We start from the raw sequence: 14,553 nt of genomic DNA on the forward strand, positions 1-14,553 counted from the left end.
TTCGCTGCATGCAAACCGACCCTCCCCCTCCAGGGGAGGGTGAAGAGCCCGGGCTCATCGCATGGACCTGATCGCCAACCACATCACCCATCGCTTCGGCGATCTCGCCGTGCTCGACGACGTCTCTTTCATCGTCGGTGCCGGCGAGGTGGTGGCGATCGTGGGGCCCTCCGGCTGCGGCAAGAGCACGCTGCTGTCGATCCTCGGCGGGCTGTTGCAGCCGACCTCCGGCGCGCCGGAGCTGCGCGGCGCGCCGCCGGCGGATAGTCTCAATCCGCTGACCTTCGTGTTCCAGGATTTCGCGCTGCTGCCCTGGGCGACGGTCGAGGAGAACGTCGAATTCCCGCTGCTGCACACCCAGCTCTCGGCCGCGCAGCGCCGCGCCCTGGTCGAGGATGCGCTGCGCCGCACCGGCCTCACCGATTTTCGCCAGACCTATCCCAAGCAGCTCTCCGGCGGCATGCGCCAGCGCGTCGGCATCTCGCGCGCGCTCGCGGTGAGGCCCGCGATCCTCTTGATGGACGAGCCGCTCTCGGCGCTGGATTCGCAGACCCGCGAGCTCTTGATGGAGGATTTCATCCGCCTGCTCGCCGATGGCGGCATGGGCGCGGTCTACGTCACCCACAATCTCGAAGAGGCGGCGCGGCTCGCCGACCGCATCGTGGTGCTGTCGCGGCGGCCCGGCCGCATCCGCGAGGTCGTCACCGTGCCGATGACGCGCGCGGCGCGCGGCGAAGCGGCGGCGCGCGAAAAACTGCTGGCGCTGCAGAATCAGATCTGGTCGCTGATCCGCAACGAGGCGATCGATGCCGAGCGCGAGGTCCAGCATGCTTGACCGCGCGGCAACGGACACGACGGCCAAGAACGAACCGACGAACGAACCGACGCGGCGCGTCCGCTTTCGTGGTGCGGGCTTCGTGCCTGCGTCGAGCCGGTTTGGCGGCTGGATCGCGCTCGGCCTCGTCATCGCGATCTGGCAAGCCGCCGGCAGCGCCGGCCTCGTCAATGCGCTGTTTCTGCCGACCCCCGCCGCGATTGTCCGCGCGATCTATCAGCTCGCGGTCTCCGGCGCACTCTGGCAGCATGTTTCGGCCTCGCTGCTGCGGATCGGCGTCGGCTGGCTCGTGGGAACGGCGGCCGGCGTCGCCGTCGGCTTCGCCATCGGCCTGTCGCGCCTCGCGCGCAGCGTCGGCATCACCTTCATCTCGGCGCTGTTCCCGATCCCGAAGATCGCGCTGCTGCCGCTGCTCATTCTCTGGCTCGGCATCGGCGAGGAGCCGAAGATCGCGACGATTGCGCTCGGGGTGTTCTTCTCGACCGCGATCTCGGTCTATAGCGGCGTCGATGCCGTGCCACGCAACCTGATCCGCATGGCGCAGAGCTTCAACGTCCCCTTCGCCACCATCGTGCGCAAGGTGATCTGGCCGGGCGCGCTGCCGGCGATCCTCGCCGGCTTCCGCATCACCGCCTCCGTCGCGTTGCTGCTGGTCGTCAGCGCCGAGATGATCGGCGCCCAATACGGCATCGGCGCCTTCGTGCTGCAGGCCGGCAACCTGATGCAGACCGATCAGCTGCTCGCGGGCGTCGTGATCCTGTCGGTGTTCGGCCTCGCAGTGGGCAAGGTGATCGGCTGGCTGGAGACGCGGCTGTTGCACTGGCGGTAGCGGCATTCACCGCTGCAGTAGGGTGGGCAAAGCGAAGCGTGCCCACGATTCCTTCACGCGTCGCGAAGACGTGGGCACGGCGCGTTGCGCCTTTGCCCACCCTACGAGACTGTTGCACTGGAGGTAGCCAACCGTCATGCGAGGAGCTTTTGCGACGAAGCAATCCAGACTGTCCCCGCGGAGGGATTCTGGATTGCTTCGCTTCGCTCGCAATGACGATGTGGTTGGCAGTGCGACCGTCACGCGTTCCCGCGATCTTCCCGAAACAGATCCAGCTTCTGCTGCACCGGCCGGTCCGAGAAGCTGAACAGCACGGCGTCCTCATCCGCCTCGTGCGTGACCCAGTGCCAGCTCGGCACCACGAACAGATCGCGCGGCCCCCATTCGAACACGGTATCGCCGATGCGGCTGCGGCCGCGGCCCTCGATCGGGCAGAACACCGTTGCGTCCGTCGAACGATAGCGCGCGGTGCCAAAACCCTTCGGCAGCAGCTGGATGAAGGTGCCGATGGTCGGCATGGCGAAATCGCCGGTCTCGGGGTTGCTGAATTTCAGCTTGAGGCCGTGGCAGGCGTCCCATTCCTGGCTCGTCCTGGCCTTCTCCAGCGCCTCGCGCGTGTAGGCATAGGGATAGCTGAAGATGGGTGAGGTCTTCGAGCTCCGCTTCACATCGACGGGCAAGAGGTTGTGGCCATAGCGGGCAAAGCTGTCGCCCGCGGGCTTCGTGATCTTCTGCTGATCTTCCTTCGAGCCTTCGGCAAAGGAGCAGTCGAAGAACTGCACCAGCGGGATGTCGAGGCCGTCGAGCCAGAACATCGGCTGATCGGTCTCGTTGGAATGATCGTGCCAGGTCATCGAAGGCGTGATGATGAAGTCGCCCGGCTCCATCGCGGTGCGCTCGCCGTCGACCGCGGTGTGGGCGCCCTTGCCTTCGAGCACGAAGCGCAGCGCCGACTGGCTGTGGCGATGCGCGGGCGCGACGTCGCCGGGCACCACCATCTGCACGCCGGCATAGAGCGAGGTCGTGATCTTGGATTGCCCGCGCAGTCCCGGGTTCTCCAGCACCAGCACGCGCCGCTCGGCCTCTTTGGCGGTGATGAGCTTGCCGGCCTCGGTCATGTAGTCGCGGATGACGTCGAACTTCCAGAGGTGCGGCCGGCAGGCGCTCTTCGGCTCCGGCGTGATCAGGTCACTCATCACCGTCCACAGCGCGGTGAGGTTTTCGCCGTCGATCTTCTTGTAGAACGCCTCGCGTTCCGGCGTCTTGGTTACGGCTTCCATGGTTGCGGCTCCCGATCGTTGTTGATTGACAGTATACTGAGGATCTAGGTAGCGTCAACTTGACGAACGACACACAAGATCGTGTCATTCCGGGGCGCGCCGCAAGGCGCGAGCCCGGAATCCATACTCCCGAATGTGGTTATGGATTCCGGGCTCGACGCTGGCGCGTCGCCCCGGAATGACAGAAAATGAGGGAGGCTCTCCATGAAGCTGCACGGCTATTTCCGCTCCAGCGCTGCTTACCGCGTGCGCATCGCGCTGAACCTCAAGGGGCTCGGCGCCGAGCATCTGCCGCATCATTTGCGCAAGGGCGAGCAATGCGCCCCCTCTTATCTCGCCATCAATCCGCAGGGCCTGGTGCCGGCGCTGGAGGACGATGCGGGTGGCGTGCTGACGCAATCGGTGGCGATCATCGAATGGCTCGACGAGACGCATCCCAATCCGCCACTGCTGCCGAAGGATCCGCTGCGCCGCGCCAAGGTGCGCGCCTTCGCGCTGGCGATCGCCTGCGACACCCATCCGGTGCAGAACCTGAAAGTGCTGGCGCGGCTCCGCGAGCTCGGCCTGCCCGAGGAGAAGGTCCAGGACTGGGCCGCCTGGGTCAATCGCGAGGGCCTGTCGGCCTGCGAGACGCTGATCAAGGCCGAGCCGGGTCCGTTCTGCTTCGGCGATGCGCCGTCGCTGGCCGATCTCTGCCTCGTGCCGCAGCTCGGCAATGCGCGCCGCTTCGGCGTCGACGTCTCCGCCTATCCGCGCCTGCTCGAGGCCGAGGCTGCCGCCAAGGCGCTGCAGGCGTTTGCCGATGCCGCACCGGAGAAGCAGCCCGATGCCGAGTAAGCCGCCCCCTCCGATCACGATCGACGCGGTCTATGCCGCGCCGGGCTATCTGTTCCGGCGCATGCAGCAGATCGCGGTCTCGATCTTCATGGAGGAGTGCAAGGCGTTCGACCTCACTCCGGTGCAATATGCGGCGCTGGTCGCGATCCACACCCATCCCGGCATCGATGCGACGCGGCTGTCGGCGGTGATCGCCTTCGACCGCTCGACGCTCGGCAGCGTGATCGAACGTCTCCAGGCCAAGGCCTATATCGAGCGCAGGCCGGCACCCGAGGACAAGCGGATCAAGCTGCTCTACCTGACCAAGTCGGGCGCTGCGATCCTGCGCGAGATCATTCCCGCCGTGGAGCGTGCGCAGGAGCGGATGCTGGAGCCTCTCAAGCCCGCCGACCGCAAGGCGCTGATGAGCCTGCTGGCGCAGCTGGTCGATCTCAACAACGAAGCATCACGAGTGCCGCTGCGCGCGGAGGACGCGCTGGAACATCTTGGGAAGGCGGGGTGAGGGGGCGCCCCGGCCCAGCCCAGCGCGCGATCTCGTAGGGTGGGCAAAGGCGCGCTTGCGCCGTGCCCACGATTTCTCTCCTATTTTGCAATGGTGGGCACGCTCCGCTTTGCCCACCCTACGATTGCGGTGAGTGTGGCAACGCCGTCGCCTCACATCCGCAGCAACGCCTGCCGATCGATCTTGCCCGTACCCGTCTTCGGCAGCTCGTCGATGAAAATCACCTCGCGCGGATATTTGTAGGGCAGCAGCTTGCCTTTCACATAGTCCTGCAGCCTGCGCGTCGCATCACTCTGGTTCACCGCGCGGTTGTTCATCACCACCACCGCCTTCAGCGTCATGCGACGGTCCGGCAGCTCGGCGGCGAACACGGCGCATTCGCGGATGTCGGGGTGATCGGCGAGGCACAGCTCGACCTCGAGCGGATAGACCCACTGGCCGGAGATCTTGATGAGATCGTCGGCGCGGCCGCGGAAGAAGTGGAAGCCGTCGGCATCCCGCACAAAGCGGTCGCCGGTGTAGATCCAGCCGCCCTCGCGGATGGTCTCCGCGGACTTGTCAGGCCGGTTCCAGTACAGCGGCGTGTTGGAATCGCCGCGGACCCAGAGAATCCCTTCCTCGTTGTCGCCGACGTCGCGGCCGTCCTTGTCGCGCAGCGCGACCTCGTAGCCGGGTACGCGCAGGCCCGCGGCGCCGAGCTTCTTCTGCTCGGGCTGGTTGGAGAGATAGATGTGCAGCACCTCGGTCGAACCGAGGCCTTCGACGATTTCGAGCCCCGTGAGCGTCTTCCAGCCGTTGAAGACCTCGGCCGAGAGCACCTCGGCGGCGGAGAGCGCCATGCGCAGCGACGAGAAATCCGTCTTGTCCGCCCCTTCGGCCTTGGTCAGCGCGGTGTACAGCGTCGGCAGGCCGAAGAAGACCGTGGGCTTGTATTGCTCGATCGCCGCGAAGATCGACGTCGGCTTCGGCTGCCCCGGCAGCAGCAGCGTTGCGGCGCCGGCCGAGAACGGGAAGGTGACGGAATTGCCGAAGCCGTAGGCGAAGAAGATCTTCGGCACCGAGAAGCAGATGTCATCAGGCGTCAGCTTCAGCACGTTCCGCGCAAAGGCGGCTTCGCTATAGGCCATGTCGTGCTGCAGGTGCACGATGCCCTTGGGCCGTCCGGTCGAGCCGGAGGAGTACATCCAGAACGCCATTTCGTCGCGCTGCGTTGCCGCTTCCGCCAGCTCAGCAGGGAATTGCGCGAGCCAGCTCGCCGCCGCGAGCGCCCGCGGCGCCGCGTGCTCGCCGGCCGCGCCATTGGCGACGATCAGCGTATGCAGCTTCGTCTCCTTGCAAGCCTCCGCATCGAAGCGCGCCGCGAACTCGGCATCCACCACCGCGACAGTCGCGCCGGAATCGGCGAGATAGAATTGCAGGAGGTCCGGCGGCGTCAGCGTGTTGATCAGCAGCGGCACGAAGCCGGCGCGCACCGCGCCGAAGAAGGCGGCGGGGTAGGCCGGCGTGTCGTCGAGAAACAACAGCACGCGGTCGCCGCGCGCAAGGCCAAGCGAGGCGAGACCGTTGCCCCAGCGGCAGGCCTCCGCGCAGAGCTCGGCGTAAGTGCGCGTGCCTGCAGGGCCCAGGAGCGCGAGCTTGTCGCCGCGGCCCTTGCCGAGATTGTCGAACAGCACGCGGCTGGCATTGTAAATGTCAGGAACGGCAAAGCCGATCTCGCGCGCCCCCTCGCTGTCCGCCGGCACCTGGTCACGGATGTCATGGCTCATGCCGCATCTCCGCCGTTGTCTCCGCCGCGGTCTCCGCCGTTCTTGGCCGCCTCGTAGCGGGTCATGAAGGCCGGCGACATTGCGCGCAGCCGGGAATCGTCGATCCGGCCGGAGCGGGTGATATAGCTGTAGGCGAAGTCCATTAGGGGAAGCTTCATGTGCTCGGCGAAATGTTCGTACCAGAATGCACTGGTGCGCGCGGCGTTGACGAGCTTCTGCACGATGGGCTTGCGCGCGGCCTGATAGCGATGCAGCGCGGTCGCAAGATGCGCATCCGATTCCAGCGCCTTGACGAGGGCGATGGCGTCCTCGATCGCGAGCCGCGTGCCCGAGCCGATCGAGAAATGCGCGGAATGCAGGGCATCGCCGAGCAGCACCATGTTCTTGAACGACCAGTGCTCGTTCCAGACCCAGGGAAAATTGCGCCAGACCGATTTGTTGGAGACGAGGCAATGGCCGCCGAGCGTATCGGCGAACACCTCCTCGCAGACGCCCTTGGACTGCTCGACGTCCTTGTAGGCGAAACCATAGGCCTGCCAGGTGGCGTGATCGCATTCGACCAGGAAGGTGCTCATGGTCGGCGAATAGCGGTAGTGATGGGCGTTGAAGACGCCGCGCTCGGTCTTCACGAAGGTCTGCGACAGCGTGTCGAAGCGTTTCGAGGTGCCGTACCAGACGAACTTGTTGGATGAGTAGGACAGCGAGGTGCCGAAATCGCCCTCATAGGCGCGCCGCACCAGCGAGTTCAGCCCGTCGGCGGCGACGATCAGATCGTGGCCGTTGAGCTGGTCGATCGCCTGGATCTGCGTGTCGAAGCGCGGGGTGACGCCGACGTCGAACGCGCGCTGCTGCAGGAACTTGAGCAGCTCCAGCCGGCCGATCGAGGAGAAGCCGACGCCGTCGATGGCGACGCTGTCGCCATGCAGGTTCAGCGTGATGTTCTCCCAGCTCTCCATGTGCGGGGCGATCGCATCGACCGTCTCGGGGTCGTCGGTGCGCAGGAACTCCAGCGCCTGTTCGGAGAACACGACGCCAAAGCCCCAGGTCGCGTCGGCCGGGTTCTGTTCGAACAGGTCGACCTGATCCTCGGGGTGACGCTTCTTCCAGAGATAGGCGAAGTAGAGCCCACCGGGCCCCCCGCCAATCACGGCGATCCGCAACGTCTGCCTCCCTAATTGACAGTATACTTACTATCTAGGGGTAGACTAATGTGCTCCGGCGTCCAGCGCCAGCGGAATTATCGCCAGTGCGTGGCACGCCAAAGCCCGTTATCCGGACGCGCGTTTTGCGGATCCGAAACCGTCAGGCGCGAATCATAGCCAACCCGGGGCGGATTGGCCACCGGGGGTCAGACGCAGCGTTTCACATAGACCCCGTTCACCAGAACCCTGGTACAGCGGACCACCGGCACGGGTTTGCGCACGACCACGGCCGCATTCGGGCCGGCGCAGCCGGCGCGAACCACGCCGCGGGCGCACACCACCGCATTGGCGTCAGTGGCCTCGAAGGTCATGGTGGCGGCGAAAGCGAAGAGCGCAGAAGCAACGAGCAGCAATGAACGCATGTTGTTCTCCCGGGGCTTGTCGTGATCGAAGCTGCGTCTGAAGAAAGTATCTGTGTCAGCGTGCGCGCATCCGGTCGCGTACGCCGCAATTCATCTTTCGTGCTGCGTCCGCCTTATCTGGCGGCGAATGGCGCGAGCACCTCCTTGCAGGCCGGCGAGAGCGATGCCGCCCGGGTGGAAATGCATTGGATGATCCGGCCGCCGCCGGGCGCCACGCCGGCGCAGAGGGTGCGGATGTCGGCGCCGCAGGCCGACCGCGCGATGAACAGCTCTTCGCGCGGCAGCAAGGGCCGCAGCACGATGACGGCAGGTGCCGCGGCAGGCGCTGCCGCTGCGGCCGGTGCAGCACCGGAGGCAGGCGGGGCCGCTCCGCCACCGAAAGCCGCATTGATGGCCTTGGCGCACCCCGCCGACACCTTCGCCTTGTTCTTCTCCAGGCATTCGACCGCGGGCGCGCCGCCCGGCGGCACGCTGGCGCAGACCTTGGGATAATCGCCGCGGCAGGCGCCCTTGATCGCGGACACCTGCGCAGGGCTCGGCTGATTTGCTGCTGCTGCCTTCGGCGCGGCTGCCGCTGCCGGCTTGGCTGCGGGCTCGGCGGCGGGCGCCGCTTCCGTCTTTGCGGGCTCAGACTTGGCCGGTTCAGATTTGGCGGGCGCCGCTTCGGTCTTCGGCGCGGCGGCCTGCTCGACCGCGCGAACGGCAGCCTGGCACCCCGACGACAGGCTCGACATGTTCTTGGCGAGGCATTGAACCGCCTCCACTCCGCCGGGCGTCACGCTCGAGCAATGCGCCATGTAGTCGGAGCGGCATGCGGACCGGATGGCGTTCTTCTCGGCCTCGGTCTGCGCGAACGCTCCTGTTGCACTTGCGAAGAGTGCCGTCGCCAGCAACGCGGTGCGCGTCGATGCATGTTTCAACGTGTTGAACATTTGCATGAATTCCTGCCCGGTCGGGAATGCCGACTATTTTTGAAAAGATATGCAAGCGCAATCGTCGCGAGGGTTAGCTCGCGAGCGGCATCTTTGGCCGCTTTGGCCTCTACCGCAAGTGGATAATGTCGCCGCAATCGCGACGCGACTAGGTCGTCAGTCTCACCATGCGCTTGCCGCGGTTCTCGCCTGCAAGTAATCCGATCAGCGCTTTCGGCGTGTTCTGAAGTCCGTCGAGAATGTCCTCCTGCACCTTGAGCTTGCCGGATTTCACCCAGGCCTGGAGATCGGCGAGCGCGCGCTCGCTGTCCTTCATGTAGTCCATCACGATGAAGCCCTGCATGGTCAGCCGCTTCACCACGATCAGGCCGGGCACGCCGCGCGGCCCATGGGCAGACGGCGCGCCGTCATATTGCGAGATCGCGCCACAGCAGGCGATGCGGCCGTAATTGTTCATCTGGGGCAGGCAGGCTTCGAGAATGTCGCCGCCGACATTGTCGAAATAGACGTCGATGCCTTTCGGCGCCGCTGCGCGCAGCGCCTTGAACAATGCGCCGTCCTTGTAATCCACGGCGGCATCGAAGCCGAGCTCGGAGGTCAGCCAATGGCACTTGTCGGCGCCGCCGGCGATGCCGACGACGCGGCATCCCTTGATCCTGGCGATCTGTCCGACGATCGAGCCGACCGAGCCCGCGGCCGCGGAGACCACGACGGTTTCCCCTTCTTTGGGCTTGCCGATCTCCAGCAGGCCGAAATAGGCGGTGAGGCCGGCGACGCCGAACACGCTGAGCAAATGCGTCATCGGCTCGAGCTTCGGCATTTTGGTCAGGTGCTTCGCCGGCACGGCGGCAAATTCCTGCCAACCGGTGTCGCCGAACACGATATCGCCGGGCGCAAGTCCCGCCGCCTTCGAGCTGACCACCTCGGCGATGGCGCCGCCGGCCATGACGCTGTTGGCCTCGACCGCGGAACGATAGGTTGCGCCGTGCATCCAGGCGCGGTTGGCCGCATCGAGCGAGATGTAGCGCACACGCAGCAAGGCCTCGCCGTCCTTCGGTTCCGGCATCGCGCCCTCGATCATCTTGAAATGCTCGGGGGCGAGCTTGCCGCTGGGCTTTTCCACCAGCAGAATCTGGCGATTGATGTTGCCGCTCATGGCGTTTCCCTCTTCATTTGTTTGACGATTATTGGTGCAGCCGCCGCAAGGAAAACGTGCAAGCCGCATGTGTTGTGCGCTGCACGAAGGCTAGATCGCGCGCTGGCGTTGCGCAACGGGAACATCGCGCCATGGCGCGTGCACGCAAAGCGTGTTGCGTCGCTGTCATATCTGCGACACTATGAAGCGCCGGTGTACGTTGGGGGTAAGCGATGTCCAACAGGTTCACGCAATACATTCTGGCCGCGATGGTGCTGGGCATCGTCATGGGCTCGGCGATCTACAACTTCCTGCCGGACACGCGCGCCGACTGGGCCTCCTCCATCAACCTGATCGCCATGATGTTCCTGCGCCTGATCAAGATGATCATCGCGCCCCTGGTGTTCGCGACCCTGGTCGGCGGCATCGCCCATATGGGCTCGGGCTCCAAGCTCGGCCGCATCTTCGCCAAGACGATGGGCTGGTTCGTCAGCGCATCCTTCGTCTCGCTGCTGCTCGGCCTGATCATGGTCAATCTGCTGCAGCCCGGCGCCAACTTCCCCGGCACGCTGCCGCAGGCGGGTCAATCGACCGGCCTGCCGGTCTCGGCCTTCTCCATCGAGAAATTCCTCACCCATCTGATTCCGACCTCGATCGCGGATGCGATGGCGCAGAACGAGATCCTGCAGATCGTGATCTTCGCCGTGTTCTTCTCGGTGGCGATGGGCTCCATGCCCGAACGTTCAAAGCCGATCCTCGCCATGATCGACGACGTCGGCCACATCATGCTGAAGGTGACGGCCTACGTCATGCTGTTCGCGCCGCTCGCAGTGTGGGCGGCGATCACCGCAACGGTGGCCAAGAACGGTCTCGCCGTGCTGTGGAAGCTCATTGTGTTCATGGGCGGCTTCTATCTCTCGCTGGCGATCCTGTGGACCATCCTGGTCATCGTCGGCTTCATCGTGATCGGTCCGCGCTACAGCCATCTCTTGAAGCTGGTCCGCGAGCCGTTGATGATCGCGTTCTCGACCGCGAGCTCGGAGGCGGCCTATCCGAAGACGCTCGAGGCGCTCAACCGCTTCGGCGCCTCGTCGCGGATCTCGAGCTTCGTGCTGCCGCTCGGATATTCCTTCAATCTCGACGGCACGATGATGTACTGCACTTTCGCGGCCGTCTTCATCGCGCAGAGCTATCACATCGACATGCCGCTCGGCACCCAGCTCGCGATGCTGGCGACGCTGATGATCACCTCGAAGGGCGTCGCCGGCGTGCCGCGCGCCTCTCTGGTCGTGATCGCCTCGACACTGGCGCAGTTCAACATTCCCGAGGCGGGCCTCCTGATGATCATGGGCATCGACACCTTCCTCGACATGGGCCGCAGCGCCACCAACGTGATCGGTAACACGCTTGCGACCTCGGTCGTGGCCAAATGGGAGGGCGAGCTCGGCCCCGAGCACGAGCTTGGCCCCGGCGACGTCGTGCCGGACGACGTGGTCCCGGGCGAGGTGCCCGCGATGGCCGGCCATGGATAGGAGCGAACCATGGGCCGGATATTGGCGAGGCCGCTGACCTCAGGCGTCCTCTTGCTCGCCGCGTCGTTGCTCGCGGCCTCCTCGTGCGCGACGTCGGCACACGCCCAGACCGCCAGCGAGGGGCTCAGCCCGACACTGTCGGCCATCAAGTCGGCCCACACCGTGCGGCTCGGCTATCGCGAGAGCTCACCGCCGTTCTCGTTCCTCGACCAGTCGGGACGGCCGATCGGCTACAGCCTCGAGCTGTGCGAAGCCATCGTCGAGGAGATCGGCGTCGAGGTCGACGATTCCAATCTCAGGATCGACTACGTCAAGGTCACCTCGGACGACCGCATCGACGCCGTGCTCCAGAACAAGATCGATCTCGAATGCGGCTCGACCACGGCCAATGCCGAGCGTGGCAAGCGCGTCGCCTTCTCCCCGCTGATGTTCGTCGCCGGCACCAAGCTGATGGTGCCGAAGGCCTCGACCGTCGCTTCGGTCACCGATCTCAAGGGCAAGACCGTGGTGGTGACCAAGGGCACCACCAACGAGCAGGCGATGCATGCGGCCGACAAGAAGTTCTCGCTCGGCCTCAACATCGTCACCTCGCCCGACCACGAGCAATCGTACCAGATGCTCGCCGACGGCAAGGCCGACGCGTTCGCGACCGACGACATCCTGCTGTTCGGCCTGATCGCGCGCCACAAGGCGCAGGACAAGTTCCGCGTCACCGGCGACTATCTGTCCTACGATCCCTACGGCATCATGTTCAGGAAGGGCGAGCCGCAACTCGCCGCCGTGGTCGAGCGCGCCTTCCGCAAGCTCGGCTCCAACCGCGACCTCGTCCCGCTCTACAACAAATGGTTCACCGCAAGGCTGCCCACAGGCGAGCGCCTGAACGTGCCGATCTCGCTGCAGCTGGAAGAGGCGTTCAAGGCCATGGACGATTCGGCGAGCGCGAATAATTAGCGCTTACTTCCCTTCTCCCCTTGTGGGAGAAGGTGGCGCGAAGCGCCGGATGAGGGGTTGCATCCGCGAGTCCTGTTGCAAGAGGCTCGCGCGCGGAAAGAGACCCCTCACCCGTCTCACCGCTACGCGGTGAGCCACCCTCTCCCACAAGGGGAGAGGGTGCAGCGTGCTTGCAGCTAAGTTTTATCAAACACCCGGTCCAGCGCCGCGTCATAGGTCGCCTGCACCAGAGCCGGATGCAGCTTGGCCAGCGCCTCCATCATCACGCCGGAATTGATCTCGAGCACCTTCCATTCGCCGCCGACACGAACCACGTCGATCGAGGCAAAGACGATGCCGATGGCGCGCGCGGCATCGATCGCGAGCTTCACGCAGGCCGCGCGGACCTCGCCGTCCTGCAGCAGCACCGGCTTTGCGCCGGCATCGAGATTGTGCCGCCAGTCCGAGCCGCGCTGCTTGCTGTAGACGACGCGGGGCGCATCATCGAGCAGCACCACGCGGACCTCCTCCTCGATCGCGACATAGGGCGAGATCACGAGCCCCGTGCTCATCGAAAAGACCTCGCCGGCCGCGTGGTCGAGCTCCGCCTCGGTCGTGACCTTGAACACCGATCGCCCCGATGTCCCCTCGTTCGGCTTCACCACAACGCCCTGCGGATTTTCGGCGAGCAGCGCCAGCATCCCCTCGCGCCAATCGGCGCCGGCGACATGCACGCCCAGCTTCGGGTTGAGGAAGAGCCGATGCGGAATGCAGGGCACCTCCGCCAGCGTCAGCGCTTCGGCGGTGGCTGATTTGTCGTTGGCGAGGCGATGGGCGATAGCGCTGTTGAGGCCGATGTCGTAGCCGAAGGCGAAGTGCCGCCGCGGCCCCCGGCGCATCGCGATGAGCCAGCCGGCGGAGCGGACATCGACCGCGATGCCCCGCGCCGCGCAATAGCGCCCGATCGCCTGAACGAAGATCCGCTCGCCGCTTGCCATGGTGTTTCGTCGTCCCTGGCGCCAAAAGCCGCAAAAATGCGGGCATCGGCGCCAAACCGGGTGAAAATCAGAGCTATTCTTAATGAAATTCCCGCGAGCGCGGCGGAAATTAAGTGCTGCAATGAAGCCCGCGAGGGAAAAGAAATTATCCTCCACGCGCGCCAGGCAGCAGATTCCTTAATCATGTGACCAGTTCTGCCGCAAATGCCGGTTTGACCGGCATCAATTGCATCCGAAACGAGGTTGATTATTGGTCTCAATGGCGTAGATCACACACGCGAAATCCTCCGCCATGGCAAATGGTGACCGCCCCGTTTCAGGGCCGGGCAACGCTTTTGCCCTAAAACCGCACCTATTCGGAATATCGAAAATCATGAGCGCGTTTTACCGAGAGAAGGTTCTTTCCGTCCAGCACTGGACCGACACACTGTTCAGCTTCCGCGCCACCCGCGACACCGGCTTCCGGTTCCAGAACGGCCAGTTCGCCATGATCGGCCTCGAGGTCGATGGCCGGCCGCTGCTACGCGCCTACAGCATGGCGAGCGCCAACCACGAGGAAGAGCTCGAGTTCTTCTCGATCAAGGTGCAGGACGGTCCGCTGACCTCGCGCCTGCAGAAGATCAAGGAAGGCGACACCATCCTGGTCGGCCGCAAGGCGACCGGCACGCTGATCACCGACAATTTGCTTCCCGGCAAGCGGCTGATGCTGCTCTCGACCGGCACCGGCCTTGCGCCCTTCGCCAGCCTGATCAAGGACCCCGAGGTCTACGACCAGTTCGAGTCCATCGTGCTGGTGCATGGCTGCCGCCAGGTCTCCGAGCTCGCCTATGGCGAGAAGCTGGTTGCGACCCTGCGCGAGGATGAGCTGTTCGGCGAGCTGCTCGCAGACAAGCTCATCTACTACCCGACCGTGACCCGCGAGCCGTTCCGGAACCGCGGTCGCATCACCGATCTGATCAGCTCCGAGCAGATCTTCAACGACATCGGGCAAGGCCCGCTCGACATCGCAACCGACCGCATCATGATGTGCGGCAGCCCGGCGATGCTCGAAGAGCTGAAGGCGATGTTCGAGAGCCGCGACTTCGTCGAAGGCAGCGGCAACAAGCCCGGCCATTTCGTGATCGAGAAGGCCTTCGTCGAGCGCTAAGCGCCACGCCATCGTGCCCCGGACGCAGCGCAGCGCCCCTTCGGCGGTCCGCTGCAGAGCCGGGGCCTCTCTCTCCGCATCGCTTGGCGTTGCATTCTGGGTCCGGGGTCTGCGCTTGCGCTTGCCCGGGACACTGCTTGGTTGCGGCCGCTTGCCGCCTAACCCGTCCCTCTGCTGCACTGCAAAACCCGTCCATCCGGCTGATTGATTTGTCTCGACCGAATTCGCTAGCCTGAAACAAGGGCGGCGTCATATCCGTATGACAG

The 14,553-nt window shown here is 65.0% G+C and carries 14 protein-coding genes; 7 read left to right on the forward strand and 7 right to left on the reverse strand.

All coding sequences use genetic code 11. The features are described 5' to 3' along the window. The first annotated feature begins 61 nt into the window (after window positions 1-61). The gene (locus ACNJYD_RS03730; protein WP_439365397.1) at window positions 62-835 is read left to right on the forward strand and encodes an ABC transporter ATP-binding protein; all 774 of its coding nucleotides are present in this window, start codon (window positions 62-64) and stop codon (window positions 833-835) included. Then, complete coding sequence (locus tag ACNJYD_RS03735) at window positions 828-1,664, forward strand: ABC transporter permease (RefSeq protein ID WP_439365398.1); 837 nt, start codon at window positions 828-830, stop codon at window positions 1,662-1,664. Before ACNJYD_RS03730 ends, ACNJYD_RS03735 begins: the two co-directional genes overlap by 8 nt. A 239-nt stretch (window positions 1,665-1,903) precedes the next feature. Here the strand turns inward: ACNJYD_RS03735 and gtdA are convergent, their stop codons facing one another. Continuing rightward, window positions 1,904-2,944, reverse strand: coding sequence for a gentisate 1,2-dioxygenase (gene gtdA / locus ACNJYD_RS03740; RefSeq protein ID WP_260381776.1), 1,041 nt, complete (start codon window positions 2,942-2,944; stop codon window positions 1,904-1,906). A gap of 204 nt (window positions 2,945-3,148) precedes the next feature. Here gtdA and maiA point away from each other — a divergent pair, with 204 nt between their 5' ends. Both maiA and ACNJYD_RS03750 read left to right on the forward strand, forming a co-directional pair. Next, window positions 3,149-3,781, forward strand: coding sequence for a maleylacetoacetate isomerase (maiA, locus tag ACNJYD_RS03745; RefSeq protein WP_439365399.1), 633 nt, complete (start codon window positions 3,149-3,151; stop codon window positions 3,779-3,781). Then, a complete protein-coding gene (locus ACNJYD_RS03750; RefSeq protein WP_172786616.1) occupies window positions 3,771-4,283 on the forward strand; it encodes a MarR family winged helix-turn-helix transcriptional regulator in 513 nt (170 codons plus the stop codon). The genes maiA and ACNJYD_RS03750 overlap by 11 nt, the downstream gene beginning before the upstream one ends. Window positions 4,284-4,435: 152 nt before the next feature. On the opposite strand, the gene ACNJYD_RS03755 is transcribed toward ACNJYD_RS03750, so the two are convergent. From ACNJYD_RS03755 to ACNJYD_RS03775, 5 genes are all read right to left on the reverse strand, one after another. After that, the gene (locus tag ACNJYD_RS03755) at window positions 4,436-6,049 is read right to left on the reverse strand and encodes a benzoate-CoA ligase family protein (RefSeq protein ID WP_439365400.1); all 1,614 of its coding nucleotides are present in this window, start codon (window positions 6,047-6,049) and stop codon (window positions 4,436-4,438) included. Beyond that, entirely contained in the window at window positions 6,046-7,209 is a 1,164-nt protein-coding gene (locus ACNJYD_RS03760) for an FAD-dependent monooxygenase (protein ID WP_212259404.1), read from the reverse strand. The genes ACNJYD_RS03755 and ACNJYD_RS03760 overlap by 4 nt, the downstream gene beginning before the upstream one ends. A gap of 188 nt (window positions 7,210-7,397) precedes the next feature. Then, window positions 7,398-7,613, reverse strand: coding sequence for a hypothetical protein (locus ACNJYD_RS03765; protein WP_172786619.1), 216 nt, complete (start codon window positions 7,611-7,613; stop codon window positions 7,398-7,400). A 113-nt stretch (window positions 7,614-7,726) separates the two neighbouring features. Further along, entirely contained in the window at window positions 7,727-8,545 is an 819-nt protein-coding gene (locus tag ACNJYD_RS03770) for a hypothetical protein (RefSeq protein ID WP_212259405.1), read from the reverse strand. A gap of 148 nt (window positions 8,546-8,693) precedes the next feature. Continuing rightward, a complete protein-coding gene (locus tag ACNJYD_RS03775; protein WP_212259406.1) occupies window positions 8,694-9,701 on the reverse strand; it encodes an NADP-dependent oxidoreductase in 1,008 nt (335 codons plus the stop codon). A 212-nt stretch (window positions 9,702-9,913) separates the two neighbouring features. On the opposite strand from ACNJYD_RS03775, the gene ACNJYD_RS03780 reads away from it, so the two are divergent. Together ACNJYD_RS03780 and ACNJYD_RS03785 are read left to right on the forward strand one after the other, a co-directional pair. After that, window positions 9,914-11,212: a dicarboxylate/amino acid:cation symporter gene (locus ACNJYD_RS03780; protein WP_172786622.1), complete on the forward strand. Its 1,299-nt coding sequence runs from the start codon at window positions 9,914-9,916 to the stop codon at window positions 11,210-11,212. Window positions 11,213-11,221: 9 nt separating this feature from the next. Further along, on the forward strand, window positions 11,222-12,163 hold the full coding sequence (locus ACNJYD_RS03785; RefSeq protein ID WP_212259407.1) for an amino acid ABC transporter substrate-binding protein: 942 nt from the start codon (window positions 11,222-11,224) through the stop codon (window positions 12,161-12,163). Window positions 12,164-12,339: 176 nt separating this feature from the next. Here ACNJYD_RS03785 and ACNJYD_RS03790 read toward each other — a convergent pair whose 3' ends face one another. Beyond that, a complete protein-coding gene (locus ACNJYD_RS03790; protein ID WP_439365401.1) occupies window positions 12,340-13,140 on the reverse strand; it encodes an ATP-grasp domain-containing protein in 801 nt (266 codons plus the stop codon). A 373-nt stretch (window positions 13,141-13,513) separates the two neighbouring features. Here ACNJYD_RS03790 and ACNJYD_RS03795 point away from each other — a divergent pair, with 373 nt between their 5' ends. Next, window positions 13,514-14,287, forward strand: coding sequence for a ferredoxin--NADP reductase (locus ACNJYD_RS03795; RefSeq protein ID WP_439365403.1), 774 nt, complete (start codon window positions 13,514-13,516; stop codon window positions 14,285-14,287). The last annotated feature ends 266 nt before the right edge of the window (window positions 14,288-14,553 follow it).

This window comes from Bradyrhizobium sp. SPXBL-02 (genome assembly GCF_051853065.1).
In the GTDB taxonomy this organism is placed as follows: domain Bacteria; phylum Pseudomonadota; class Alphaproteobacteria; order Rhizobiales; family Xanthobacteraceae; genus Bradyrhizobium.

Coding starts and splice junctions, on each gene's coding strand:
- ACNJYD_RS03730 (WP_439365397.1), top strand. CDS start 62: ATGGACCTGATCGCCAACCACATCACCCATCGCTTCGGCGATCTCGCC.
- ACNJYD_RS03735 (WP_439365398.1), top strand. CDS start 828: ATGCTTGACCGCGCGGCAACGGACACGACGGCCAAGAACGAACCGACG.
- gtdA (WP_260381776.1), bottom strand. CDS start 2,944: ATGGAAGCCGTAACCAAGACGCCGGAACGCGAGGCGTTCTACAAGAAG.
- maiA (WP_439365399.1), top strand. CDS start 3,149: ATGAAGCTGCACGGCTATTTCCGCTCCAGCGCTGCTTACCGCGTGCGC.
- ACNJYD_RS03750 (WP_172786616.1), top strand. CDS start 3,771: ATGCCGAGTAAGCCGCCCCCTCCGATCACGATCGACGCGGTCTATGCC.
- ACNJYD_RS03755 (WP_439365400.1), bottom strand. CDS start 6,049: ATGAGCCATGACATCCGTGACCAGGTGCCGGCGGACAGCGAGGGGGCG.
- ACNJYD_RS03765 (WP_172786619.1), bottom strand. CDS start 7,613: ATGCGTTCATTGCTGCTCGTTGCTTCTGCGCTCTTCGCTTTCGCCGCC.
- ACNJYD_RS03770 (WP_212259405.1), bottom strand. CDS start 8,545: ATGTTCAACACGTTGAAACATGCATCGACGCGCACCGCGTTGCTGGCG.
- ACNJYD_RS03775 (WP_212259406.1), bottom strand. CDS start 9,701: ATGAGCGGCAACATCAATCGCCAGATTCTGCTGGTGGAAAAGCCCAGC.
- ACNJYD_RS03780 (WP_172786622.1), top strand. CDS start 9,914: ATGTCCAACAGGTTCACGCAATACATTCTGGCCGCGATGGTGCTGGGC.
- ACNJYD_RS03785 (WP_212259407.1), top strand. CDS start 11,222: ATGGGCCGGATATTGGCGAGGCCGCTGACCTCAGGCGTCCTCTTGCTC.
- ACNJYD_RS03790 (WP_439365401.1), bottom strand. CDS start 13,140: ATGGCAAGCGGCGAGCGGATCTTCGTTCAGGCGATCGGGCGCTATTGC.
- ACNJYD_RS03795 (WP_439365403.1), top strand. CDS start 13,514: ATGAGCGCGTTTTACCGAGAGAAGGTTCTTTCCGTCCAGCACTGGACC.